Source organism: Streptomyces sp. NBC_00989, assembly GCF_045162655.1.
Lineage (GTDB): Bacteria > Actinomycetota > Actinomycetes > Streptomycetales > Streptomycetaceae > Streptomyces.
The window spans coordinates 8,151,926-8,174,943 of the sequence record NZ_CP108728.1; the positions used below are offsets into that span (position 1 = coordinate 8,151,926).

At 70.5% G+C, this 23,018-nt stretch carries 24 protein-coding genes; 5 read left to right on the top strand and 19 right to left on the bottom strand.

Features of this window, described 5'->3' with window-relative positions; genetic code table 11:
* Nucleotides 1-30 precede the first annotated feature (30 nt).
* Nucleotides 31-387, top strand: coding sequence for a 5-carboxymethyl-2-hydroxymuconate Delta-isomerase (locus OG714_RS36390; RefSeq protein ID WP_406127486.1), 357 nt, complete (start codon nucleotides 31-33; stop codon nucleotides 385-387).
* Between the two features lie 16 nt (nucleotides 388-403).
* Here OG714_RS36390 and OG714_RS36395 read toward each other — a convergent pair whose 3' ends face one another.
* The 5 genes from OG714_RS36395 to OG714_RS36415 all read right to left on the bottom strand — a co-directional run bounded on the left by OG714_RS36395 (nucleotide 404) and on the right by OG714_RS36415 (nucleotide 5,728).
* Nucleotides 404-1,093: a TetR/AcrR family transcriptional regulator gene (locus OG714_RS36395; protein WP_086021728.1), complete on the bottom strand. Its 690-nt coding sequence runs from the start codon at nucleotides 1,091-1,093 to the stop codon at nucleotides 404-406.
* 56 nt (nucleotides 1,094-1,149) lie between these two features.
* Complete coding sequence (locus OG714_RS36400; protein ID WP_406127488.1) at nucleotides 1,150-2,181, bottom strand: PDR/VanB family oxidoreductase; 1,032 nt, start codon at nucleotides 2,179-2,181, stop codon at nucleotides 1,150-1,152.
* The gene (locus OG714_RS36405) at nucleotides 2,181-3,047 is read right to left on the bottom strand and encodes a metal-dependent hydrolase (protein WP_406127489.1); all 867 of its coding nucleotides are present in this window, start codon (nucleotides 3,045-3,047) and stop codon (nucleotides 2,181-2,183) included. Before OG714_RS36405 ends, OG714_RS36400 begins: the two co-directional genes overlap by 1 nt.
* 181 nt (nucleotides 3,048-3,228) lie before the next feature.
* Complete coding sequence (locus tag OG714_RS36410) at nucleotides 3,229-5,154, bottom strand: hypothetical protein (RefSeq protein WP_406127490.1); 1,926 nt, start codon at nucleotides 5,152-5,154, stop codon at nucleotides 3,229-3,231.
* Between the two features lie 61 nt (nucleotides 5,155-5,215).
* Entirely contained in the window at nucleotides 5,216-5,728 is a 513-nt protein-coding gene (locus OG714_RS36415; RefSeq protein WP_406127492.1) for a tetratricopeptide repeat protein, read from the bottom strand.
* Nucleotides 5,729-5,867: 139 nt separating this feature from the next.
* Here OG714_RS36415 and OG714_RS36420 point away from each other — a divergent pair, with 139 nt between their 5' ends.
* Nucleotides 5,868-6,269, top strand: a complete 402-nt coding sequence (locus tag OG714_RS36420; protein WP_406127494.1) for a hypothetical protein — start codon at nucleotides 5,868-5,870, stop codon at nucleotides 6,267-6,269.
* Between the two features lie 84 nt (nucleotides 6,270-6,353).
* Here the strand turns inward: OG714_RS36420 and OG714_RS36425 are convergent, their stop codons facing one another.
* The 9 genes from OG714_RS36425 to OG714_RS36465 form a co-directional block, all read right to left on the bottom strand.
* Entirely contained in the window at nucleotides 6,354-7,913 is a 1,560-nt protein-coding gene (locus tag OG714_RS36425) for a DUF1996 domain-containing protein (protein ID WP_406127495.1), read from the bottom strand.
* 183 nt (nucleotides 7,914-8,096) lie between these two features.
* Nucleotides 8,097-8,750: a LuxR C-terminal-related transcriptional regulator gene (locus tag OG714_RS36430; protein ID WP_406127497.1), complete on the bottom strand. Its 654-nt coding sequence runs from the start codon at nucleotides 8,748-8,750 to the stop codon at nucleotides 8,097-8,099.
* Nucleotides 8,735-10,003: a sensor histidine kinase gene (locus OG714_RS36435; RefSeq protein WP_406127499.1), complete on the bottom strand. Its 1,269-nt coding sequence runs from the start codon at nucleotides 10,001-10,003 to the stop codon at nucleotides 8,735-8,737. Before OG714_RS36435 ends, OG714_RS36430 begins: the two co-directional genes overlap by 16 nt.
* Nucleotides 10,004-10,178: 175 nt before the next feature.
* Nucleotides 10,179-11,183 (bottom strand): NAD-dependent epimerase/dehydratase family protein, encoded by a 1,005-nt coding sequence (locus OG714_RS36440; RefSeq protein ID WP_406127501.1) that lies wholly within the window; start codon nucleotides 11,181-11,183, stop codon nucleotides 10,179-10,181.
* A 75-nt stretch (nucleotides 11,184-11,258) separates the two neighbouring features.
* On the bottom strand, nucleotides 11,259-11,837 hold the full coding sequence (locus tag OG714_RS36445) for a winged helix-turn-helix domain-containing protein (protein ID WP_406127503.1): 579 nt from the start codon (nucleotides 11,835-11,837) through the stop codon (nucleotides 11,259-11,261).
* Between the two features lie 294 nt (nucleotides 11,838-12,131).
* The gene (locus OG714_RS36450) at nucleotides 12,132-13,055 is read right to left on the bottom strand and encodes a DUF6891 domain-containing protein (RefSeq protein WP_406127505.1); all 924 of its coding nucleotides are present in this window, start codon (nucleotides 13,053-13,055) and stop codon (nucleotides 12,132-12,134) included.
* An 85-nt stretch (nucleotides 13,056-13,140) separates the two neighbouring features.
* Complete coding sequence (gene glnII, locus OG714_RS36455; protein ID WP_405993790.1) at nucleotides 13,141-14,169, bottom strand: glutamine synthetase; 1,029 nt, start codon at nucleotides 14,167-14,169, stop codon at nucleotides 13,141-13,143.
* 405 nt (nucleotides 14,170-14,574) lie between these two features.
* Nucleotides 14,575-15,255, bottom strand: a complete 681-nt coding sequence (locus OG714_RS36460) for a hypothetical protein (protein ID WP_406127507.1) — start codon at nucleotides 15,253-15,255, stop codon at nucleotides 14,575-14,577.
* Nucleotides 15,256-15,379: 124 nt separating this feature from the next.
* Nucleotides 15,380-15,751: an arsenate reductase family protein gene (locus OG714_RS36465; RefSeq protein WP_406127509.1), complete on the bottom strand. Its 372-nt coding sequence runs from the start codon at nucleotides 15,749-15,751 to the stop codon at nucleotides 15,380-15,382.
* Between the two features lie 165 nt (nucleotides 15,752-15,916).
* Here OG714_RS36465 and OG714_RS36470 point away from each other — a divergent pair, with 165 nt between their 5' ends.
* Complete coding sequence (locus OG714_RS36470; RefSeq protein WP_033284269.1) at nucleotides 15,917-16,231, top strand: hypothetical protein; 315 nt, start codon at nucleotides 15,917-15,919, stop codon at nucleotides 16,229-16,231.
* 180 nt (nucleotides 16,232-16,411) lie between these two features.
* Here OG714_RS36470 and OG714_RS36475 read toward each other — a convergent pair whose 3' ends face one another.
* A complete protein-coding gene (locus OG714_RS36475; protein ID WP_406127511.1) occupies nucleotides 16,412-17,596 on the bottom strand; it encodes a winged helix DNA-binding domain-containing protein in 1,185 nt (394 codons plus the stop codon).
* A gap of 154 nt (nucleotides 17,597-17,750) precedes the next feature.
* On the opposite strand from OG714_RS36475, the gene OG714_RS36480 reads away from it, so the two are divergent.
* Nucleotides 17,751-19,091 carry a DUF2252 domain-containing protein gene (locus tag OG714_RS36480; protein ID WP_406127513.1) on the top strand — a complete coding sequence of 447 codons (1,341 nt, stop codon included), beginning with the start codon at nucleotides 17,751-17,753 and terminating at the stop codon, nucleotides 19,089-19,091.
* 251 nt (nucleotides 19,092-19,342) lie between these two features.
* Nucleotides 19,343-19,648 (top strand): hypothetical protein, encoded by a 306-nt coding sequence (locus OG714_RS36485; protein ID WP_406127514.1) that lies wholly within the window; start codon nucleotides 19,343-19,345, stop codon nucleotides 19,646-19,648.
* A gap of 40 nt (nucleotides 19,649-19,688) precedes the next feature.
* On the opposite strand, the gene OG714_RS36490 is transcribed toward OG714_RS36485, so the two are convergent.
* From OG714_RS36490 to OG714_RS36505, 4 genes are all read right to left on the bottom strand, one after another.
* Nucleotides 19,689-20,282 carry a hypothetical protein gene (locus tag OG714_RS36490; protein ID WP_406127516.1) on the bottom strand — a complete coding sequence of 198 codons (594 nt, stop codon included), beginning with the start codon at nucleotides 20,280-20,282 and terminating at the stop codon, nucleotides 19,689-19,691.
* Between the two features lie 2 nt (nucleotides 20,283-20,284).
* Complete coding sequence (htpX, locus tag OG714_RS36495; protein WP_406127518.1) at nucleotides 20,285-21,208, bottom strand: zinc metalloprotease HtpX; 924 nt, start codon at nucleotides 21,206-21,208, stop codon at nucleotides 20,285-20,287.
* 152 nt (nucleotides 21,209-21,360) lie between these two features.
* Entirely contained in the window at nucleotides 21,361-22,674 is a 1,314-nt protein-coding gene (locus tag OG714_RS36500; protein ID WP_406127520.1) for a hypothetical protein, read from the bottom strand.
* 2 nt (nucleotides 22,675-22,676) lie between these two features.
* The gene (locus tag OG714_RS36505; RefSeq protein ID WP_406127522.1) at nucleotides 22,677-22,934 is read right to left on the bottom strand and encodes a hypothetical protein; all 258 of its coding nucleotides are present in this window, start codon (nucleotides 22,932-22,934) and stop codon (nucleotides 22,677-22,679) included.
* Nucleotides 22,935-23,018: the final 84 nt, after the last annotated feature.

The window sequence follows — 23,018 nt, forward strand, 5'->3', positions numbered from 1 at the left end:
CCCGTTATCGGCCCAGAACAGGGGAATCCCATGCCGCAGATCACCGTCGACCACTCCCACACGATCTCCTTCGACCAGGACGGTTTCTCCCGTGCGCTGCACGAGGCGGTGGTCGATATCGCGGCCGCGAAGCCGGAGTCGTGCAAGACCCAGTTCCGCCCGAGCGAGTACACGGCCTTCGGGTACGAGGGTCTCGACGAGCTGGGACACACCGTCGTCCACGTCACCCTCGGCCTGCTCGCCGGGCGCACCGAGGAGACCAAGGCGCGCCTGACGGAGAAGGTCCTGGACCTCCTCCGCGAGTACATCGACGAGGACGGCTCCGTCCTGCACGCCTCCGCCGAGGTGCGCGAACTGGACGCGTCCTACCGGAAGTTCGAGCGCTAGAGCCGTTCCACGGCCGCTAGGACGCCAGCGCGATCAGCCGGACGACGAGGTCGGTGAACGGCCCGTCGCCCGGCTCGTTCCGGAGGGACTCCCGCAGCAGCGCGGCCAGTTCGTCGTCGTACGCCGCGCTCACCGCCGCCAACGCCCCGAAGTCGTGCACGAGTTGGCGTTCCAGGTCGGCGCGCGGGATGCGCCGGCCGTCCAGCCAGATCAGGGCCGTCGACTCGACCAGCGAGATCCAGGAGCGAATCATCAACTCCAGCCGGGCGGGCGGCTGTTCGACCTTCATGTGGGACAGGATCTGGAGATACGCGGCATGCCGCACCCCGTCGACCAACGCGTTGGTGGTGGACGAGCCGACCGCCGGACCGCCGCGCATCAGCGCCGCGAAACCGGGCCCGTGGTCGTCCACGAAGTCGAAGAACCGGCCCATCACCCGCAGCAGCCGTCCCCCGAGCGAGCCCTCCTCGGCGACCACGAACCGCCCGGCGAGATCGTCCGAGGCGCGCTGCAACGCGGCCTCGTACAGGCTGAGTTTGCCGGGAAAGTAGTGGTAGACCAGCGGCCGGGAAATGCCCGCGGCCGCGGCTATCTCGTCGATGGAGACCTCGTCGGGCGAGCGATGGCTGAACAGGTCGAGAGCGACGCCGATCAACTGCTGTCGCCGTTCCTCGACTCCCATCCTGCGGCGAACCCCGGTACTCATGCGAACACCTTACCGATCGGAACCGGACCTCAACGGCCCGGTCCACCCAAGGTCGTTCACATGTCCAACACGATTCGCTCACCACGGGCCCTGGATACACAGATCAGCATCGAGGCATCACGCTCCGCGTCCGTCAGCAGCTCGTCCCGGTGCTCCACCTCCCCTTCCAGCACCCGCTGTTGGCAGGTTCCGCAGAACCCCTGTTCGCAGGAGTAGAGGGTGTTCGGCAGCTCCGCGCGGACGGCCGCGAGCACGGTGGAGTCGGCGGGCACGGTCAACGTCCGCCCACTGCGCCGCAGTTCGACCTCGAAGGCCGCGTTACCGCCCAACGGGGCCCGGGGCGCGAACCGTTCGAGCCGCACACCCGGAAACCGTTCCTCCACCGCCGCCATCAACCCCTCGGGCCCGCAGCAGTAGACAGCGGCGTCCTCGGGCAACTCCGCGAGCAGCGCGTCGAGTTCGGGACGCCGCCCGCTCACCACGGTGACCCGGCCCGCATCGAACTCCGCCAGCTCGTCGAGGAACGGCATCGACTCCAGCGTCCGACCGGCATACAGGAGGCGCCAGTTGGCGCCTTCCGGCAGTGCCCGCAGCATCGGCAGCACCGGGGTGATCCCGATGCCGCCGACGACGAAGACGTACGCGGGCGCCTCGGCGAGCGGGAACCGATTGCGCGGCCCGCGCACCTCCAACTCCGTGCCCACCCGCACCTGTTCGTGCACCTCGCGCGACCCGCCCCGCCCGTCCTCGACCAGCCGCGTCGCGACCGTGTACGACGAGGTGTCCGCCGGGTCCCCGCACAGCGAGTACTGCCGGACCAGCCCCGAGGGCAGCACCAGATCGATGTGCGCCCCGGGCTCCCAGCGCGGCAAGTCCCGTCCTTCCAACCGCAGTTGTACGACGCCCTCGGCCACCGTCTCCCGAGCGGCGACCCGCAGCCTCAGTGCCCGTGAGCGCGGTCGGCCGGAGATCGGCGGATCCAGCGCGGGCAGCGGCCACAGCGGCGAGGCCCGCACCCGGCGCCGTAGCGCACGGCGGGTCAGGAGCGCGGCGCCGGCCAGGACGGCGACGGTGAGGGGCTTCGGCACTACTCCGCCCTCTTCTCGGCGGCCACCGCGGCGGGCGAGGACGCGAGGTAGGCGACGGCCTGCTCGGTGCTGCCCTCCTGCGAGGGGTGGTAGGCGCGGCTCAGGTAGCGGGGTATGGACCTGAGCATGTCGCCGGTGGCGGGCAGGGTGCCGCGTTTTCCGGCGACGTAGAAGTCCTTGAAGCTCACGTGCGCGTCGACGAGGGTCGGGTCGTTCGCCATGAAGAAGCGGGACCCGCGCTGCCACAGGAACATCAGCGCGGCGAACGCGGTCGCCCAGGTCCGTGCGCGTCGCCGGTAGCTGCCGTCGACGTGCATGAAGAGGTCGAAGGCGACCGAGCGGTGCTCGACCTCCTCGGCGCCGTGCCAGCGCAGCAGGTCCAGCATGGTCGGATCGGCGCCGCGCCGGTCCAACTCCTCGGCGTTCAGCACCCAGTTGCCGAGGAACGCCGTGTAGTGCTCGATGGCCGCGATGATCGCGACCCGTTCCAGCAGCCACCACTTCCGGGCCTTGCCCGGCGGCAGGGTGCGGTCGCCGAGCAGCTTCTCGAAGAACCAGTCGACCTGCGCGGTGTACGGCGTCGGGTCGAGCCCCAGTTCCCTCAGGTGCGGGAGGACCTCGTCGTGGGCCTGGGAGTGCATCGCCTCCTGGCCGATGAACCCGATCACGTCCTCGCGCAGCCGGTCGTCCCGGATGAGGGGCAGCACCTGCTTGTAGACGTGCACGAACCACCGCTCACCGGCGGGCAGCAGCAGGTGCAGCACGTTGATCGTGTGCGTGGTGAACGGATCGCCGGGCACCCAGTGCAGCGGGGTGCCCTCCCAGGAGAAGGACACCTTTCGGGCCTTGAGCGGCGTGTTAGACATGGCGTCAATGTACTGACGGGTAAGTCCCTGGGGAACCCTTGTGCGGGGACTTGTTGACGCGGATGTCAGCTAGGGCCAGGATCTTCGGGTGCGGGTCCGTAGTGGTTGGTCGCGCAGTTCCCCGCGCCCCTTAAAGGCGCGAGACCTCGCCCGGCACTTAACAGGCCTTCCCGCGGATCGTTTAGCGCAGGCCCGCGATCGTAGTGCCGTCGTCCAGAGTCCCCTTCAACTCGGCCTGTACGCCCTGCTTGGTCTTCACGGCGAGCAGGCCGCCCCGGGCCGAGCCAGTCACCCCGCCCGTCGCCGTGACGGACTCCGTGCCCTTGCTGCCCGCCGCCAGCAGGAACCAGTGGCCCGCCGCCGACTTCCACAGCACACCGGCCAGCACATGCGGATCACGCACCCCGCACGCCGCCACGCCAGAGGCCTTCGCGGCGACCGCGCCGTAGATCCCGCCCGGTGTGCGGAACTGCGCCAGCACCTGCTCGCCGCCGCCCTGCCAGGTCTCGGCCCGGGTGCACACCCAGTCGGCCGCGCCGCTCGCGTCGGGCAGCGGCTGCTCGGCGAACTGCCAGGCGTTCACGGTCCGTACGCCCAGTGAGCGCATGGCGCCGAGGGAGCAGGCGAAGGGCGCCCAGGCGTGCTGGGCCGCCGCACCGGACACCTCGTGGACCGCGCCGGGGCGTCCGGCGGTGAGGTGCGCCGGGACCAGTTCGCCGAGGTCGCTCATCAGGCGGGTGCCGGTGTCGTCGGTCAGCTGGAGCACGTTCCACGACGTGCACGCGCCGGTCGCCTGCGCGGGGCTGGCCAGCGGTGAGGTGATCCCGTCGGTGAGGGTCATGGGCAGCGCGCCGGCGTTCGGCTTCTGCAGATCGCGCATGGCCGCCTTCTTCACCCAAGGGGCCGTCAGATAGCGCACGTTGCCGTCGGCGCGGTCCAGGACCACCGCGTTCGCCTCGGACCCGGTCGCGCCGTCGACCCGCGCGAAGTCCAGCGCGGCGCCCTTGGTGCCGTCCTTCGGTTCGGCGTAACGGGCGATGCGCAGACCGTCGTAGAGGATCACCACGCGCGCGTTGTCGACCGTGCCGGCGTAGAGGAGCTGGGGCGGCCCGGCGGGGCCGCCGGAGGGGGTGCCGGGGGTCGCCGAGACCTGGACGGACTCGCCGGGGCGGGCCCAGACGGCGAGGGCGCGGCGCAGCAGGGCGGTGTCCTCGGTGAGGTCGCCGCGGGCCGGCCAGACGGAGAAGTCCTTGCGCGCGGACACCGTCCACGCGGTGGGCGCGATTCTCGTCAACTTGCCTGGTTTCAGGGCGGCTTGGGACGCCGGGTTCTCCGCGTAGGCGGGTGCGGCGGCGCCGTCCGGGCCCCAGCCGTCGCCGGGCAGCGCGAGCAGCGCGCCGCACACGGCGACGGCCGCCGCGGCGGCGAGCGCGGCCTTGCCGTGCTGCCGGCGGCGCATCAGGTCGGTGGGCCGCGCGTGCAGCGAACAGGGGTCGAACTCGGGGGAGTCGAGGAGTTCGTACTGCGCGGGCGCCTCGTCGGCCTCGCTCAGCGCCTCGTCCACCTCCTCTGCGTCTACGCCGGCCGCCGCTAGCACCCTGCGGACGTCGCCGTCGGGCAGCTTCTCCAGGCCGCGCAGCACGTACACCGCGCGGGCCGGGCCGGAGAGGGCCGACAGCCGCTGGTCCAGGGCGAGTTCGTCGGCGCCGCCCGAGCGCGGGAAGAGCCGCAGACCCCACACCTGGGGGAGCAGCGGCGGGAGTTGAGAGCGCTTGGGCAACGACCGGAACGACAGCGGGAGGCCCGCCTCCAGGGCCGTACGCACGACGTGGAGGCGGACGAAGGCGTAGCCCGGGTCGACGTCGCGGCCGGTCGACTGGGCCGGGATCACGGACGCCGACGCGCGGCCTCTGGGCAGGGCGCGCTGGGTGAGGGCGTGCGCGGTCAGGACGCGCCGGTTGCGGCCGAGGCTCGGGGGGAGCACCAGATAGGCGAGCCGGACGAGCCGTGGATAGTGCTCGACGAGCGCGGCCTCGGCCTGTTCGACATCGACGACCGGGTCGGTGGGTGAAGCTGCGGGGCGCTTGGCGACATCCTGTGACTGCACGTTCAGCAAAACGAGCGAATGGTGAGTTGGTCACCGCCGCCCGGGGGACTCGGCGCTCCGGTCAGTCCTCGGGCTCGACCAGTGCCCGTGCGTAGTTCGCCATCGACCGCTGGTAGCGCGGCAGATGGGGCGCCAGCGCGCCCAGCACGAGGGACAGGCCCTCGCGGTCGCGGCCCAGGCTGGACAGACACAGGGCGAGGCACGCGCGGACCGCGTCGTCCAACTCGTCCGAGGGGGCGTCGAGTTCGGGAGTGAGCAGCTTGACGCCCTCCTCCGCCTGCCCGATGTTCCGCAGCGAGCTGGAGAGTTGGATCTTCGTCCGGCGCCCCTTGTACCCGCTCAGCCCGCGCGCGAGCGCCTCGCGGTACAGCGGAGCGGCCCGGTCGGAATGCCCCGTCGAGTCCCAGGCGCAGGCCTGCTCGAACGGCCCCAGCGGGCTGCCGTCCGGGAGTTCGGCGACGAGCGCGTCGATCAGGGACCGGAAGTCGGCCGCCCTCTCCTCCGGATAGTCGTCGAAGGTCGCCCAGGCGGCGGTCACGCGGTCTTCCCAGTCTTGATCCACATGCTGTTCCATGGGCGTCACCCTCGCACACGCGTCCAGCCGGGGACCATGGATTTGAGCACGGGGCGCTCCGCAGCCGTATCGGATGAGAAGGCCCCTCGCCGGGGCCGACTGCGGCATGCTGCTGACCGGACGACCGGAGGAACGACAGATGAGGTTGACCCGACCGATGCTCGCGGTGGCCGGCGCCACGGCGGCGCTGGCGCTGGTGGGCTGCGGTGCCGACACCAAGGCCGCGACCGTGCCGACGGAGGCCACCGGCAGCCTGGAGAGCCTGGCCGCCAAGGTGAAGTGCACGCCCGACATCCAGACCGACGCCGACGAACTCCGCCAGGCCATCTGCAAGATGAGCTACGGCAAGTTCGTCCTCGCGACCTTCGCCACCGACCGCGGCCAGCGCGAGTGGATCAACGACGCCAAGGACTACGGCGGTTTCTACCTCGTCGGCCGCAAGTGGGTCGCCGTGGGCACCGACAAGATCGTCAAGAAGCTGCAGACCACGCTCGGCGGCAACGAGGAGATCGGCGTCGACCACTCGAAGCACACCAGCTGAACTTTTGTACGGACACACGAAAGCGGGCGGTGGGAGAATCCCACCGCCCGCTTCGTACTACCGGGTCCTACCGGCTAGCTGCGCTCACTGGCACTTCTTGCCGGAGTTGACGCAGTTGGCGATCTTCGCCGCCAGGTTGTTCTTGGTGACGCTGATGAAGTCGTCGTGGTCGGTCGACGGCTTGTGCAGCTGCTCCGGGAATCCGTCCACCGCGTAGGCGTTCTTCACGGTGCCGTCCGCCTGGAGGGTGGGGGGCGTGATCTTGTAGACGAGGCGCATCGTCAGCTGCGGGATGGCCTTGAAGCCGTTCCCGCAGACACCGCTCGCCGGGTCCGCGAAGGCCACGTGCGTACGGTGGTTGGCGCTGTCGATGTTCACGCCGTCCCAGCAGCTCTGGAACGCGAAGGTGCGGACCACGTTGCTGCCCTGCGGGCAGATCGGGTACTGCTCCGTCAGCTGGACCTTGTCCTCGAAGCCGGTGCAGCTCCAGTGCGCGTTGGCGTTGGCCAGACCGTTGGTGAGGGTCTTGGCGTCACCGGTGATGATGCGCAGGAACTGCGGCATCGCGACGACCTTGCTGGCCGGCGAACCGACGTACTTGATCTGCGCCGACTGCGCGGTCAGGATCTTGCCGACGTTGCCTTCCTTGCCACCGCCGTCCGCGTTGGCGTCGAACTCCTGCGAGCCGTCCTGCACACGCACGACCGGCCAGTAGTACGACGAGAGGTCACTCTGGTTCTGGCAGCTGGAGGGGGCGGCCAGCAGCGAGTCGTTCGTGGAGAACGCGTTGACCTTCTGGTTGCCGACGTAGTCGTGCTCGTGGTGCGCGCCGTTGGTCACGCCGGGCGCCACGATGACGTTGTCGGTGTTGTGGTTCTTGTTCGCGTTGACACCGCACTTGGTGGTGAACGAGCCGGTCGAAGCCTGGCCGCTGTTCTGCGGCTTCGCCTGCACGTTGTTCGCCACCTTCGTGATGTCCACGAAGTCGGCCGCCGTCGGGCCGTTGCCGGCCTGGCCACCGTTGTTGGCGGGGGGCGCCGCGGAGGCGCTCGCGCTCGGCGCGGCGGTGTTCTGCCCACCGCCGTTGTTCTGCCCGCCGTTGTTGTTCTTGCCGCCGCCGTTGTTGTTCTTGCCGCCGCCCCCACCTGCCGTGGTGGTGTTGGTGGCGTTCTGCGTCGTACAGGCGGCGAGCTGCTTCAGTGCGGTGGCGTTGACGGTGCCGCCCACTCGCTGGATGTCGATGCGAATGCGGTCGATCGTCGCGGCCCGCTTCTCCTTGAGGGGGCCGACGATCGCGTTCTGCACGAAGCTCGCGTCATTCGCCTGGGCCTGACGCGTCGACGCGAGTCGGGCGTAGGCCTCGGTGATCTGCTTGTCGAGGTTCGCCAGTTCGGTGGCGACACCCTGACGGGCCTTCTGCGGCACGTTCGTCAGCTGCTGGCCGACGTCCGGGCAGGCGATCGTCGCGACCTGCGCCGCGGCGGCCGCGGCCTTGGTCTGGTTCTGCCCCGACGAGTTGGACTCGTGCGCCGAAGCGTTCATCTGTGCCCAGAGCAGCCCGCCCCCACCGAGCGCTAGGGCAGCCGATGCGGCAATGGCCTTGGTGGCCAGCGGCGTACGGCGTTTACGATCATTGCGTCCCATGGAACTCCTCTGACTTCCTTGCGGGGCAGCGAGGCGCCCGACAGGAGTGAAGCGGCGCCCTTTGATACGCAGGCGGTCACAGGAGTGTTCAGCCGTCTCAGAAACTGATGAGAGATTCCTGGGTAAGTCCCCTCCCAACTGCCCTTTAAACACCAGCAGTTGTGATCAACTCACAGGTAGTGCTCAGCGCCCTTGGTCCAAATAGGCCAATACCGCCAGCACACGGCGATTGTCATCGTCGGAGACTTCCAGTCCCAGTTTGGCAAAAATATTGGACGTGTGCTTCCCGATCGCCCGTTCCGTGACGACGAGTTGCCCCGCGATCGCCGCGTTCGACCGCCCCTGCGCCATCAGTTCCAGCACCTCGACCTCCCGCGGCGTCAAACGCCCCAGCGGCTGGTCGTCCGCCGCCCGCCGCGCCAGCAACTGCTGAATGACCTGCGGATCCATCACCGTCCCGCCACCCGCCACTCTCCGTACGGCGTCCACGAACTGCTCCGCGTCGAACACCCGGTCCTTCAGCAGATAGCCCACCCCGCCGGTCCCGTCGGCGAGCAACTCCCGCGCGTACAACTGCTCCACGTGCTGCGACAGCACGAGCACCGGCAGCCCCGGCCGATCCCGTCGCGCCCGCAACGCGCACTGCAACCCCTCATCGGTGTGCGTGGGCGGCAGCCGTACGTCGACCACGGCGACATCCGGTGCCAACTCGGCCAGCGCCTTGGTGAGTTCGGGCCCGCTCTCCACCGCCGCGGCGATCTCGAAGTCGTAGGCCTCCAGCAGCCTGACCAGCCCGTCCCGCAGCAGGAACAGGTCTTCGGCTAGGACAACGCGCACGGAATCTCCATGGTCACCATGGTGGGACCGCCCGCGGGACTGCTGACGGCCAGGACGCCGTCGAATGTACCCAGCCGCCGCTCGATTCCGGAGAGCCCCGACCCGCCCCCGACCGCGGCACCACCCCCACCGTTGTCGGTGACGGAGATCCGCAACACCCCCTCCGCATGGCGCATGTCGACCCAGATCCGATCGGCACCGGCATGCTTCACGGCGTTGGTCAGCACCTCGCTGACAGCGAAATACGCGGCCGACTCGACGGGCGCGTCGGCCCGCCCGCCCCCGAGCTCCGCACGCACCTCGGTGGCCACCGGCATCCGCAACGCCAACGCCCGTACGGCATCCCCGAGTCCACGCTCGGCCAGTACCGGAGGATGAATACCGCGCACGAGGTCGCGCAGTTCGCCGAGGGCCTCGGCGGAGGACTGCCGGGCGCGGACGAGCAGTTCCCTGGCCTTGGCCGGGTTCTTCTCCAACAGCGCCTCGATGGTGCCGAGATCCATCCCCATCGCCACCAGCCGGGCCTGCGCCCCGTCGTGCAGATCGCGCTCGATCCGCCGCAGCTCAGCGGCGGAACCGTCCACCGCGTCCCGCCGCGTCTCGGTCAACACCCGTACACGCTCGGCGAGTTGACTCTGCCCCGGGGTGAGGAGGGAACGCGTCAGCAGGAAGTGAACGCGGAGGAGCGGAGGGGTGAGGAAGTAGGAGGCGACGAGGATCCCGACGCCCAGAAGCCCCGCGAGCAGCGCACTGCCCTGCCCGCCCACCGGCACGAAGCCGTACCACCACCCGACATACGTCCCGTCCGTGAACACCCGCCACAACCCGAACGCCAACGCGAAGCCCTCCAGCGGATAGAACACCAGGGCGGCAGGCACCAGCGCGGTGACGAACCCGGCGATCATGTCGACGGGCAGCCAGCGCAGATCCCGCCAGGTGGCGGGGTCACCGAGCATGCGGAAGGTCCGGGTCCACGGCCGCGCACCGGCCGGGATGGGCCGGTACGCCGCCGGAATCCGCACCTCGCACCACTGCGCGGCGAGGAGCCGGCGCAGGTTCGCATGGGCGCGTACGGCGCTGAGCACCCAGGGTGTGGTGATCAGCCCGACACCGAGCGGGACGACCAGCAGGGACACGACGGTCAGGACCAGGAGGACGAGCGACCCGTAGAGGGAGATGAGAGCGAGGCCGAGGGCACGCAGCCCTGCCATGAGAACGACCCGGGCCCGCCCACTCTCGCTGTTCGTGTCCATACGGCCAGTCTCACGGAACAGGCTGGCCAGGTCACGGGGCCCGGCCACCGTAGGCGGGGGTGTCGCTGGCAACACCGGTGCCTTGTGTCTTTGTTCTTCAGGGGCGCGGGGCTGTGTCGATATGCGGCTCCGCCGCGCGGGCGCGACCAGCCCCAACGCGCCCGCAGACAACAGATCACCCCTCGACCGGAACCCCAAGCACCTTCGCTTCAACAGCAGGGTCAAGCCCCACCACCGGCCGATCAGGTCGCTGAGGCGCAACCCCACCGACATCCTGCAACCAACGCCACGTATCACCCACGGTCTCGTCAACGGAACGACACTTCAGCCCTGTAGCCACCGCCCGGGACACATCCGCACTGTGCAACGCGTCGTACCCCTCACTCCCCGGCGGCACCCACACCGGCAACTGGGTCCACGGCTCGATCCCAGCGGAGAGCACGACCTCGGGCGCGGTCCACCGCAGCTCAGCCCCTCCACCGGTAACCCGCACACACGCGTCCAGGAACGCCCCCATCGTCGCGTGCCCCTGCGCCGAGATCAGGTTGTACGCCCCGCTCAACTCCCGCTCCACAGAACCGAGCAACCACTCCGCGAGATCCCGCACATCCACATACTGAAGCGCCAGATCCCGAGGCCCGGGCGCGAGCACAGGCCCACCCCGCGCGACCCGCCCCAGCCACCACGGCAACCGCCCGATGTTCTCGTACGGCCCGAGGATGAGCCCGGCCCGAGCGAACACCGACCGCTCCGCCCCGAACGCCCCGAGCGCGGCGAGCTCCCCGCCCCGCTTGTCACGCGCGTAGTCGGTCTTGTCGGCGGAGGGCGAGGCACCCTCGACGAGCGGCGCGTCCTCGCCGTACCCCGCGGGCGGCGCCCACGCGTACACCGAGCAGCTCGACACGTACACGTACCGGCCCACCCGGTCGGCGAGCAGCCGCGCCGCGTCGTCGACCGCGCGCGGCGCCGCCGACCAGGTGTCGATCACGGCGTCCCACTCGCCCTCGGCCAGCGCGGCGAGCCCGCCGGGCGCGGTGCGGTCACCCCGCAACGCCCGTACCCCGGCCGGGGGTTCGTGCCGGCCTCGGTTGAGGACGGTCACCTCCCAGCCCCGACCGAGGGCAGCCTCCACGACGGCCCGCCCCGCGAACTCCGTACCACCCAGCACCAGAAGTCTCATACCGACGACTCTGCCCGCGGGTCCCACGGAACGGAACGTCGATCTGCCATCAGCAGATCACCGAACCGCCGATGATCAACGCGCTGTCGGCGGCGTGTACTTGTACCCGACCCGCCGCACCGTCTGGATCGCCTTGCGGTGTTCGACGCCCAGCTTGCGGCGCAGCCGGGCGATGTGGACGTCGACGGTACGGCCGTCGCCCACATGCCCGTAGCCCCACACCGTGGTGACCAGCTGGTCGCGGGTGTGAACCCGGTTGGGGTGCGCGACGAGATGGGCGAGGAGTTCGAACTCCAGGTACGTGAGGTCGAGTTCCGCGCCGTTCAGCTGGGCGGTGCGCTGCACGGTGTCGATGCGGACGAGGGGCTCGGCCTCGTCGGGGAGGGGCGGGACCGGGAGGCTGGTCTGGGTGAGGTGCGGGCTGTCGGCCGGGATGAGGACGAGGTACCCGACCATCGGCGGCTGCCCCGGCAGCGTGGGCAGCGTGTGCGGGGGCGCGGGCAGCCAGGTGGCGCCCGGGGGCAGGAACTCCGCCACGTCGATCACCTCGTCCCGGTCCACGGCGCGCAGATGATGCCGTGGAGCGTTCGGCACGGGGACGTCGAGCGGGGCGGGGGAGGAGGGAAGAGCGGGGAGGGAACGGATGATCGCCATGAGAGGTCAGCTCTTTCGCGCGAGAGGTTCGTCGAGGGACGTACGTCGAGTCGCGCAGGCCGGAGGCCGAGGGTGGTACGGCTTTAGAGGGCCGGCGCGTTCATCGCGCGACAACACACCCGGTCGAAGTCATGGTGCTGACGGGAAGGCCAGAAGGGCTCGAGGTCATGGCGACCCGTCGCGCTGCACTTCTGATAGCTGGCCATGGGCCCATTGAAGCAGACACAGGCCCGGGACAGGACCCTCCTCTCACAGCTTGGACGCCTCCTTGGCGTGAAGTCGACGCCCGGCCCCTCATCCCACCAGTCGTTTGTGCCAGGTCAGCGGTTTGACGTCGATCGCCTTGTCCGGATCGCCGTCCCAGTCGGCGGACAGCCCGGCTCCACGGAGCGCGGCCAGGATCTCGTGCCCGACGGTCGCGGTGGTCTCGGCCGAACCGTCGAACCCGCCGTAGTGCAGGGCGAGTCCGTACCCCTCGGCGGCGTGCTCGGTGACCTGCTGGTGGAAGAAGACGAAACCGCGGGCGTCCTCCCGCTCCGCGCCTATCTCCGCGAGGCCGCAGCCCCGGCAGCAGGCGAAGTTCTCCCGGGCGGTGATGCCGGTCGCGTCCAGCGCCCCGAAGGCTCGGGTGAGCCGGTCCGGGTCGGTGACACCCTCCCAGACCGCCTGCTCGGCCACCCGCTCCAGCCACAGCCGGTCGACCAGCCGCGAGGCCTGCGCGCGCGACACCGGCCGCTCGTCGCCCTTGACGAGGTAGTCCTCGGCGATCTCGGTCAGTATCTTCCGGCTGTCGTAGCCGCAGCGCAGCCGGGTCCGGACCCGCTCCTCGACCTTCTCCCGCACCTCGTCCGGCAGCTCGGGCACCTCCTCCCGGGGCCCCAGGTCGACCGGCTCCCAGTCGACGCCCGCGTCCCAGCCGGCGTCCGTCTGCCGTGCCCAGCCGGTCAGGAGATCCGCCACGCGGTCCGGGGAGTCCAGGTTCGTGCCGTGGAACCCGTCCTCGCTCAGCCGGTGTTCGAGCCGGTAGTCCCCGCCCTGCTCGTGCCACACCTGGGCGAACACGTCAGGGAGGTCCGGTATCCGCTGCACGACCAGGAAACGGTCGCCGGCGCCACCGATCCGCGCCACCAGCTCCCGCAGCCGTAGCGCGGAAATGCGGCTGTGCGTCTGCCCGTTCTCCGTCTCGACCTTGATGTCGAGAGCCCCGTCGATCTCCATGTCCCCCACCATGGCATGCGCCACTGACAACGCGAGAAGGCGCCCACCACGACGGTGGACGCCTCCTTGGACAAGCGCGGGTGGATCAGACCTGGCCGGCCTTCTCCAGGGCGGCGCAGCAGGTGTCGACGATCAGTCGGGTCACCAGGTACGGGTCGACGTTGGCGTTCGGACGGCGGTCCTCGATGTAGCCCTTGCCGTCCTTCTCGACCTGCCACGGGATACGCACCGAGGCGCCGCGGTTGGAGACGCCGTAGGAGTACTCGTTCCACGGGGCGGTCTCGTGCAGGCCCGTCAGACGGTCGTCGATGCCGGCGCCGTAGTGCTTGACGTGGTCGAGGGGCTTGGAGCCCTCACCGAGGGACTCGCACGCGGTGATGATCGCGTCGTAGCCCTCGCGCATGGCCTTGGTGGAGAAGTTGGTGTGCGCGCCCGCGCCGTTCCAGTCGCCCTTGACCGGCTTGGGGTCGAGGGTCGCGGAGATGCCGAAGTCCTCGGCGGTGCGGTAGAGCAGCCAGCGGGCGATCCACAGGTGGTCGGAGACCTCCAGCGGGGAGACCGGGCCGACCTGGAACTCCCACTGGCCGGGCATGACCTCGGCGTTGATGCCGGAGATCGCGAGACCCGCCTTCAGACAGTTCTCCAGGTGGGCCTCGACGATCTCGCGGCCGAAGATCTCGTCGGCGCCGACACCGCAGTAGTAACCGCCCTGGGGCGCAGGGAAGCCTCCCTCGGGGAAGCCGAGCGGACGGGCGCCGTCGAAGAAGGTGTACTCCTGCTCGATGCCGAAGATCGGCTCCTGCGCGGCGTACTTCTCGGAGACCTCGGCGAGCGCGGCACGCGTGTTGGACTCGTGCGGCGTCATGTCGATCTCGAGGACCTCGCACATGACGAGGATGTCGTCGCCGCCGCGGATCGGGTCCGGGAAGCTGGCGACCGGCTTGAGCACGCGGTCCGAGGAGTGCCCCTCGGCCTGGTTCGTGGACGACCCGTCGAAGCCCCAGATCGGGAGCTCGGCACCCTTGGCGTCGTCGGCCAGAATCTTCGTCTTGGAACGGAGCTTGGCCGTCGGCTGGGTGCCGTCGATCCAGATGTACTCAGCCTTGAAGGTCACGGGCCACATCCTTCGGGGGTGGGTCTTTTAGGCGCACTTGCGGGTGCTGCGGCGCAGCGGCACTGGGGCGCCGCGATTCATGCCCGGCAGCCTGTCAATATGCGATTTCCCGATCATTGCCCGAGCGTGAACCCCGTGTTACCTGGTGGCTCTGTGTCGCGATTCACGTGCGCTGCGCACGGCACGCCGGGGGAGACGGCTGTGAGCCCGCTGTTCGCATGCGCGGACGGGCGGCGGACGGGCGCGGGCGGACGGCTCGTATGCGATGGGGTTGGCCGGGCCCCGACGGCTGAAACGCGTCGGTCCCGCTGCTTCTGGCCGGAAGCAGCGGGACCTGTGACACGTACCTGGTGGCGGCCCGAGCGACAGGGCCGTCACCTCACCGGTTTTCTGGGACCTGAGGCGTCACCCCACCTTCTGGATCAGGGCGCGGCGGATGAGGAACTTGCCGGGCTCACGGACCTGTTCGAACGCGGCGTTGTTCAGCAGGACACAGCTGCCGGAGACCGAGGTCACCTTCACCGTCGTGGACTTGTTGTTGTCCAGGTTGGTGACCTTCAGCGTCGTACCCGCCGGGAACTGGTTGCTGGACGCGGCGGGCGCACCGGCCTCGCCGGAGAGCGTGACGGTCGAGCCGTTGCACACCTGGCTGCCCGCGGCGGCGGCGCCGCCGGTGTTGCCGGCCGGCGGGGTCGCCGCCTTGGTCGGTGTGGAACCCGCGGGCGTCGACTGCGCCGGCTGTGCGACCTGGGAGTCCTGAGCCGACTCCCCAACCGCACAACCGGACGCCTTCTGCTGCACCTTGATCTGCGCGATGACCGCTTCGCGGTTGGCGATCCGCGCGCTCGACTGGGCGTCGGGCGCGGCGCGTTGACCGTCGATGAACTTCTGGTTGTTGCCGAGCGCGGTGGCGAGCCCCTGGCAGACCGTCGAGTTCGCGGCGGACAGCGTCTTGGCGTTCTGCGCGGTTGACTGCGACGCGTTCGACGTGGTGGCCAGGGCGAAGGCCCCGCCGCCCGCGACCGCCGCGGCGGTGACCAGCAGCGCCAGCTTCTTTTTCGTACTGGCAGTTCTCCTGCGCGACATGCGCGTCTCCTGTGGGGTAGGGGAGCGTACGCCGCTATGTACGGGATACCGAACGATGTAACTCAGTGGACACAGGAGCCTCATAAGTGACGTGCGTCACAAGGGGGTTGAGGTTCGCGAGGGTTCAGTGGGCCGCCCGGCGCGTGAGCGCGTCCCGTACGGCCTCGTCACTGCGGGCGACCACCGCCGTGCCGTCCTCCGCCGTGATGATGGGCCGCTGGATCAGCTTCGGATGCGCGGCGAGCGCCGCCACCCACCGCTCCCGCGAACTGCCGTCCCGCGCCCATTCCTTGACTCCCAGCTCCTTGGCCACGGCCTCCTGGGTGCGCGTGATGTCCCACGGTTCGAGCCCGAGCCGCTCCAGTACGTCCCTGATCTCGCCCTCGCTCGGCACGTCCTCCAGATAGCGGCGGACGGTGTACTCGGCCCCTTCGGCGTCGAGCAGACTCACGGCGCTGCGGCACTTGGAACAGGCCGGGTTGATCCAGATCTCCATGCCACTCACGGTACGCGAGAACCCGTCTTCCACCTGCGTCACAGCACCCCCGAAAGGCCTTGTGGCCAGGGGCGATTGTCAGTGGCGGGCAGTAGAATAGAAGCAGTGTTCGAGGGTGTCGCCGGGCGGTCCGGACGGCGCCCTGATCGCGACAGGAGGATGTCCGTGCCCGCTGCCGCACTGAAGCCGAAGCCGTTGCCGACCCAGTCCACCGCGAAGCGCTCCGTCCAACTCGACCTGCCCTACGTGCCCGTGGAGAAGCGCCCGCTGCCGCCCGGGCGCCCGCGGGACTGGTACGTCACGCACAACCGCCGCCTCAAGGCGATGCGGCTCGCGATCGCCCTGCTCGACTCCGGCGTCTACGTCCCGAACCAGGCCCGCAACGAGACGATCCGCAGCACCGCCGAACTGATCGGCGTCCACGCCCCGTCGGACACGACGTGTCACATGGTCCGAGCGCTGATGCGGTACTCGCGCTGAACTCCGACGCCGGGTGCCCTGTGTCTTTTTGGGCGCCCGGCGTCAGTGCTCGCGTCACCGGGGGCTGCCGCCCCCGCCCCCCGCTTCGGCCCGAACGGCCTCGTCCTCAAACGCCGGACGGGCTGGGTGATGATGCCGGCCGGGGCGCAAGAGGCTCGGCCCAGTCCGACGGAATCGCCCCTACCCCGCCAACTCCCGCTCCATAGGCGTCCGGAACCGAGGTGTCACCCGGGTCGCCCCCACCCACCCCCGCAACCGTTCCGCCGCCACCCCGATCGCGGTCTCCGCGTCCCGGCCGATGCCCTCCCGGTCGAGGATCCGGTACGCGATCTCGCCGTCGGGGCGCTGTGCCCAGGCGCCCACCACCCGCCCGTTCCACCACACCGTCGGTCCCACGTTGCCGCTCCCGTCGAACAGCGCGGGGCGCAGCTCCGGGGCCAGGTACCAGTCCCGTGCCTGCCAGCCCATCGCCGTCGGGTCGAGGGCCGGCAGCAGGGCCGCCCAGGGCTCCGCGGGACCGGCCAGTGGGGCGAGGTCGCCCGCGGCGACGTAACCCGGGCCCTCGTCCAAGGAGACCGGCTCCGCGCCGATCGTCGTCAGCGCCCGGCGGACCTCCGTCACCCGCCACCCCGTCCACCACTTCAGGTCGGCCTCGGTGGCGGGGCCGCATGCCGCGAGCCAGCGGCCGAGGAGCGCGGCCTGAGCCTCGGCGACGTCCAGCTCGGGGTGTTCCGGCGCCACCGCCCAGCGGAACTGGCTCGACGTCCACGAACCCAACGGCCGGCCCCGTACGACCTTCCCCTCCACGCCCAGCACCTTCAGCAGCCGGGTCGAGACGGTGTGGACGCCCTCGTAGTTCTTCCCGGCCGCGTACACGAACTGTTCCCTCAACCTCGGTTCGTCCACGGCGAGTTCGGCCGCCGTCGCCTGCCCGCGGAGCGCCAGCGCGGCCAGCAGCGCGCCCTCGACCTCCTTCAGCCAGGCCGCGTCCGGTGCCCCCGCCGTCGCCATGTGCTTGAGCAGGGCGGCCCGTTCACGCGCGGCGACGGCGAGTCCGGTGGAGGCGTGCACGGTCGCGGTCAGCCCGGCGGGGAACACGAACACCGTGTGCCGCATGCCGTGCATACGGAGCAGGGTGCGGTCCTCGTACAGGGCGCGGCTGGTCTCCGGGACGGTGGCGGAGGAGTCGGCGAGGCGCGCGCCCACGGCCAGGTACACCGTCGCCGGGTCCGTGCCGTGCAGGGCGACGAGGGAGTCGGCGACGGCCTCGGGGGTGGGGGCGTGGGTGGACGGGGTGAGGCGGTGGCGGAGGGCGAGGCGGGCACGCCGTTCGGGGGTGGTGATGTGACGGGGGGTGCGACTCATTCCGGCCTCCGCGCGAAGACGTCCACTTCTCGACCGACAGTAGACGTTCACCCGATCGCCGCCCCCGGAATGCACCCCCCACGCCCACCCGGTTTCACTGCGTAGCAACAGGCGGCGGGACATCAGGAGGCGGCGGCATGCAAAGACACGGCACATGACCACACCCGCCGACCGAGCGGAGCGGGGCCGCGCCGCGCGCAAACGCGTCGCCCGTTCCGCCCACGCCGGCTGGATCCCCTCCGTGGACCGCCCGGACCCCGTGGCCGTACTCGAACGACAGGGCCGGGACAGACTCCCGGAACTCCTCCCCATCCGGTACGGCCGCATGGCCGCGTCCCCCTTCGCGTTCCTGCGCGGCTCGGCCGCCGTGATGGCGGCTGACCTGGCGTCCCGGCCGCACACCGGACTCACCGTCCAGCTGTGCGGCGATGCGCACCTCCTCAACTTCGGCCTGTACGCCTCCCCGGAACGCGCCCTGCTCTTCGACCTCAACGACTTCGACGAGACGTTCCCCGGCCCGTTCGAGTGGGACGTCAAGCGCCTCGCCGCGAGCGTCGCCGTCGCCGGCCGCGAGAACGGCCACAGCGAGACGAAGGCCCACCGCGCCGCGCTGGAGGCGACCGCCGCGTACCGTACGGCCCTCCGCGGCCTGGCCCGCAAGGGCGAACTCGCCGTCTGGTACGAGCGGATCGACGCCGACAGCCTGCTGCCCCTGGTCCGCGCCGGCCGCCACCGCCGCCGGGTGGAGTCCAGCCTGACCCGGGCCCGCCGCCGCACCAGCCTGCACGCCGTGGGCAAACTGACCGAGACCGTCGACGGCCGCCGCCGTATCGTCCACGACCCGCCCCTCCTCGAACCGGCCGGCGCCGCCGACATGGCCTCCCTGCGCAAGATCTTCAGCGACTACCGCTCCACGCTCTCCGAGGAGCGCCGCCTGCTCCTGGACCGCTACCGCTTCGTCGACGCCGCCCGCAAGGTCGTCGGCGTCGGCAGCGTCGGCACCCGCTGCTTCATCGTGCTGCTCGCCGGCCGCGACCAGGACGACCCGCTGTTCCTCCAGATCAAGGAGGCGCGGAAGTCCGTACTGGAGGAGCATCTGCCGAACGGCCCGTACGTCCACCCCGGCCACCGCGTGGTCGCGGGCCAGCGCCTCCTCCAGGCGGCCAGCGACATCTTCCTCGGCTGGATGACCGGACCGCAGGGCCGCGCCTTCTACTGGCGCCAGCTCCGCGACATGAAGGGCTCCGCGGACGTCGCCGGCATGCGCCCGGAGGCGCTCACGGCCTACGCCCGCCTCTGCGGCACCGCTCTGGCCCGCGCCCACGCCCGCTCCGGCGACCGCATCGCCATCGCCGCGTACCTGGGCGGCACCGATACCTTCGAACGCGCCGTAGCGGACTTCGCCCTGTCGTACGCCACCCAGACGACCGCCGACCACGCGGCCCTGGGCGCGGCCGTCGCGGCGGGCGTGATCACGGCGGCACCCGGCATCTGACACCGGGCACGACCCTGCGCAAAGCACCCCCGACGAAAAAGAAGATGCACACCGAGTGACCGACTCCCTACGCTGGAGACGCATTGCGGAGCAGGTCGCCACCGTTTCGCGCAGGGCCGGCGTCACCCTGCGGAGTCGGCGCTAGTCTCTGTCGCACCCAACCCACCGACGGTCGGCCGCCCACCCCAGCGCCCTGTCGGGAACAGGTTCACACCGCTCGGACACCACACCCACGCCCACGGAGGCCCGTCATGGGCACCATCGTCATATCCGGAACCGCCGTCCTGGTCCTCTTCGGCTTCGGCAACCACATCTGGTGGCTGGCCGCGGTCGTCGTCCTCTTCCTGTACGTCCAGTACGGGCGGGACTCCTCCTCGACGACCTCGTCCTCGTCGACGTCGTCCACGTCGTCGGCCGGAGGTTCCTCCTCGGGGGCCACCCCGTCGAGCTACCGCGCGTACCGCGACCGCCGTGACAAGCAGGCCAAGTGGGAGCGCCGTTACCGCCGCGAGCGCCCCATCGAGTCCCGCCGTCAGGAGCGCGAGAAGAGCAAGTGAGACCGCGAGAAGAGCAGTTGAGACACCGGGGCGCCCCTCGTCACAACCCGGGGGCGCCCCACACCGGGAACCACCGGCTCAGATCCTGCTCGATCCGCAGGTCGTCGCCGAGCATCGACTTGACCTGGAGTTCCAGCGCACTGTCGCGCCGCTGACCGTCACCGGCCAGTGGCGCGAACGGGAAGAACGTCCCGCGCTTGTACAGATAGACGAGCGCGAGCCGCCGCCCCCCGTCGGCCCCTCCGTCCTCGAACCCGGCCAGCGAGCACAGGAGTTGAGGTCCAAAACCGTTGACCTCCATCGCGCTGTTCACCGCGTGCAGATCGTTCACCAGCGCCGACAGCTGATCGGGTGTCCGGCGCGAGACCAGCCACGAGTAGCCGTAGGCATCCTGGGTCAACTCCACCGGCGGCCCGGTGCGTTCGGCGTCCGCGTCCAGCAGCGCCTGGACCTCCCGGTGCGTCTGCTCGAACGCCCCGCCCTCCACCGTCGCGAAGCACACAGCACCGCGCCCGGTCGGCCTGAACCCGGCCGCCGCCTCCAGCGTCACCGCCGCCGAGGGCAGCGCGAACAACTGGTCGAGATCGGGAGCGACCGGTTTCGTACGGCCGAGCAGGATGTCCAGCAGCCCCATCCTCAGTCCGCCTTCCCGATCCCGGGTACCGCCGCCTCACCCAACTCGGCGGAGATCCGCCCCAGTTGGTCGAGCCGCTGCTCCAGACTCGGGTGGGTCGAGAAGAACCGCGCGATACCGGGCTCGGCGCCGTTCGCCGGGCTGAAGTAGAAGGCGTTGAAGGCCTGCGCGGTCCGCAGGTCCTTCGTCGGGATGCGGGCGATGTCGCCGTCGACCTTGGTGAGGGCGGACGCCAGCGCCGAGGGCTTGCCGGTGAGCAGCGCGGCCGCCCGGTCCGCCGCCAGCTCGCGGTACCGGGACAGCGCCCGGATCAACAGGAAGCTGATCGCGTACACGGCCGCCGAGATCCCCATGATCCCCGCGAAGACCGCGAGGGTGTTCTGGTCCTTGCGTCCCCGGAAGATCTGCGAGTAGAACGCGAACCGGACCATCAGCCCGGCGAGGACCCCGAGGAACGAGGCCACCGTGATCACGGCCACGTCCTTGTGCGCCACGTGCGACAGCTCGTGCGCGAGCACACCCTCCAACTCGGCGGGCTCCAGCCGCCGTAGCAGACCGGTGGTCACGCAGATGACGGCGTTGTCGGCGTTGCGCCCGGTGGCGAAGGCGTTCGGCATGTCGATGTCCGACACCGCGACGACGGGCTTGGGCATGTCGGCGACGGCACACAGCCGGTCGATCACACCGTGCAGTTCGGGATACTCCTCGCGGTCCACGATCCGCCCGTGCATCGCGTACAGCGCGATCCGGTCGGAGAACCAGTACTGCGCGACGAGCAGCCCGCCGGCCAGCACCACGACCAGCACCCAGGACTTCAGCAACACGATCAACGCGGCCACGAACGCCACGTACAACAGCCCGAGCAGGAACAGCGTCAGACCCATACGTACGGTCAACCGCCGGTCGCTCCGGAAGCGGCTCTGCATCTGCCATCACCCCGCAGTCAGGCACTCGTCCCACCGCCCAGTGTGCACCCGGCCCTTCCCATGAAGTGGTCCCGATCGGCCCTAGGCGGAGCAAAAGGTCCCCGGAACGCCTGAGAATCCGATGAGCGCGAGTGTGAAGGCGAGGACGCAGGTCAGCCGCTGAGCCCGGCCTCCCACAGCCGCCGGGTCAGCACGTACCCACTGAACAGATGCCGCGCCCGCCCGAGCAGCTCACCCACCTCGGCGTCCCCCGGCGCGGCCCCCGCCTCCGGCCGCCACCGCCGCACCACCTGCGCACCCCAGTCCCGCAACCGCTCGTCCGGATCGTCGAGCACGGTCACGGCGGCCCGCAGCCGCACGATCCCGCCCCGCGCGTCGAGCAGCCGGAACGCGGCGACGCGCACGTGCCGGGGCCACCCGCTCCCGAGCCGTTCCATGAGCCACCCGTCCGGCACCAGCCCGGCCGACGGCAGCAGCGCGAGCGTCGCCTCCCGCACGACCCCGGGCGCCGGATCGTCGAGCAACGGCAGCAGCCGCGGGACGTCCCCGACGTCCAGCACCCGCAACCCGGCCACGGCCCGCGCCCGCACGGCGGCACTCGGATGCGAGACGAGCGGCCACAGCAAAGCGGCATCATCCCGCCCACCACACTCCGCGAGCCCGATCACGGCCCCCGGCGCGGGCTCCGCCGCAAGACACCAACTCCGGTACGACGCCAACGGATCACCCCCACCCTGCCGTACGACATACCGGGCACAGGCCCGCACGACACCGGACCGATCGGCAAGAAACTCCTCCGCCTTCGCCGCCCGCCCCGCCGCCCGCAACGCGGTGACCCCGGCCGCCCGGGCCCGCGGATTCCGCGCCCCGAGCAGCGGCCCGAGCACCTCGTCGTAGTCCCCCGTCCTCGCCACGACGGCCAGCGCGGCATCCGCACACAGGTTCTGTACGACGGTGTCGGCGTCCCGGGCGGCGGTGCGGGCGAGTTCGCCGGGGGAGAGGAGGTTCTCCTCGACGGCGAGACGATGGACGAAGCGGCGTACGGCACGGTCGGGGTGGACGAAGAGGGGCGCGAGCCGCTCACGGGACGCCGGCCGCAGCACCTCGTCGAGCAACTCGATGGCGAAGGCACCCCGGCCGCGCCGCCCGAAGAGCAGGATCAGCGGCGCGAGCGCGAGAGCGGTGTCCGTGTCGAGTACCTCGCGGAGCAACTCCCGCGCCCGCTCCCGCACTTGCACGACCCAGTCGGCACACCGCACGACGACCAACGGCAGCAACACCGGGTACCCGGCGGCCCGTTGGAGCGCGGCCTCCCGGATCCTGCCGTCGTAGTGACACAGGTCGATCGCGAGCCGAGGCTCGGCGAGCCCGGCGGGCGCGTACGGCTCACACCGCAACGCCTCGTCCAGCCGAAGCCACGCGAGGGGATCCCGAACGTCCATGTCCTCGTCGATCTCCTCGTCCATCTCTAGTACGGCGCCCGGGAGTTGACGTACCCCAGCAGCGCGATGACCGCGACGACACTCCCCAGCACGATCACCGTCGATATCCAGGACGACCGCCGCGGGCCCACCCCCTCGGGCTCACCCCGGAACGGCACCGGCCCGGGAGGGTTCTCCTTCCAGCGGGCGGCCAGCATCCGAGCCCGCGCGGACGGCTCCTTGTGCTCGGCCCCGTCGGCCCACTTGAGGTCGAACTCCCGCTCCTCGTCGCCCTGTTGCGCCATCCCCGTTACCTTTCTCGAACAACCGTGTCAGTGACGATGATCCCTGGCCGTACCCGGTCTGTGAAGCGAGTTCCGGGCAGACGA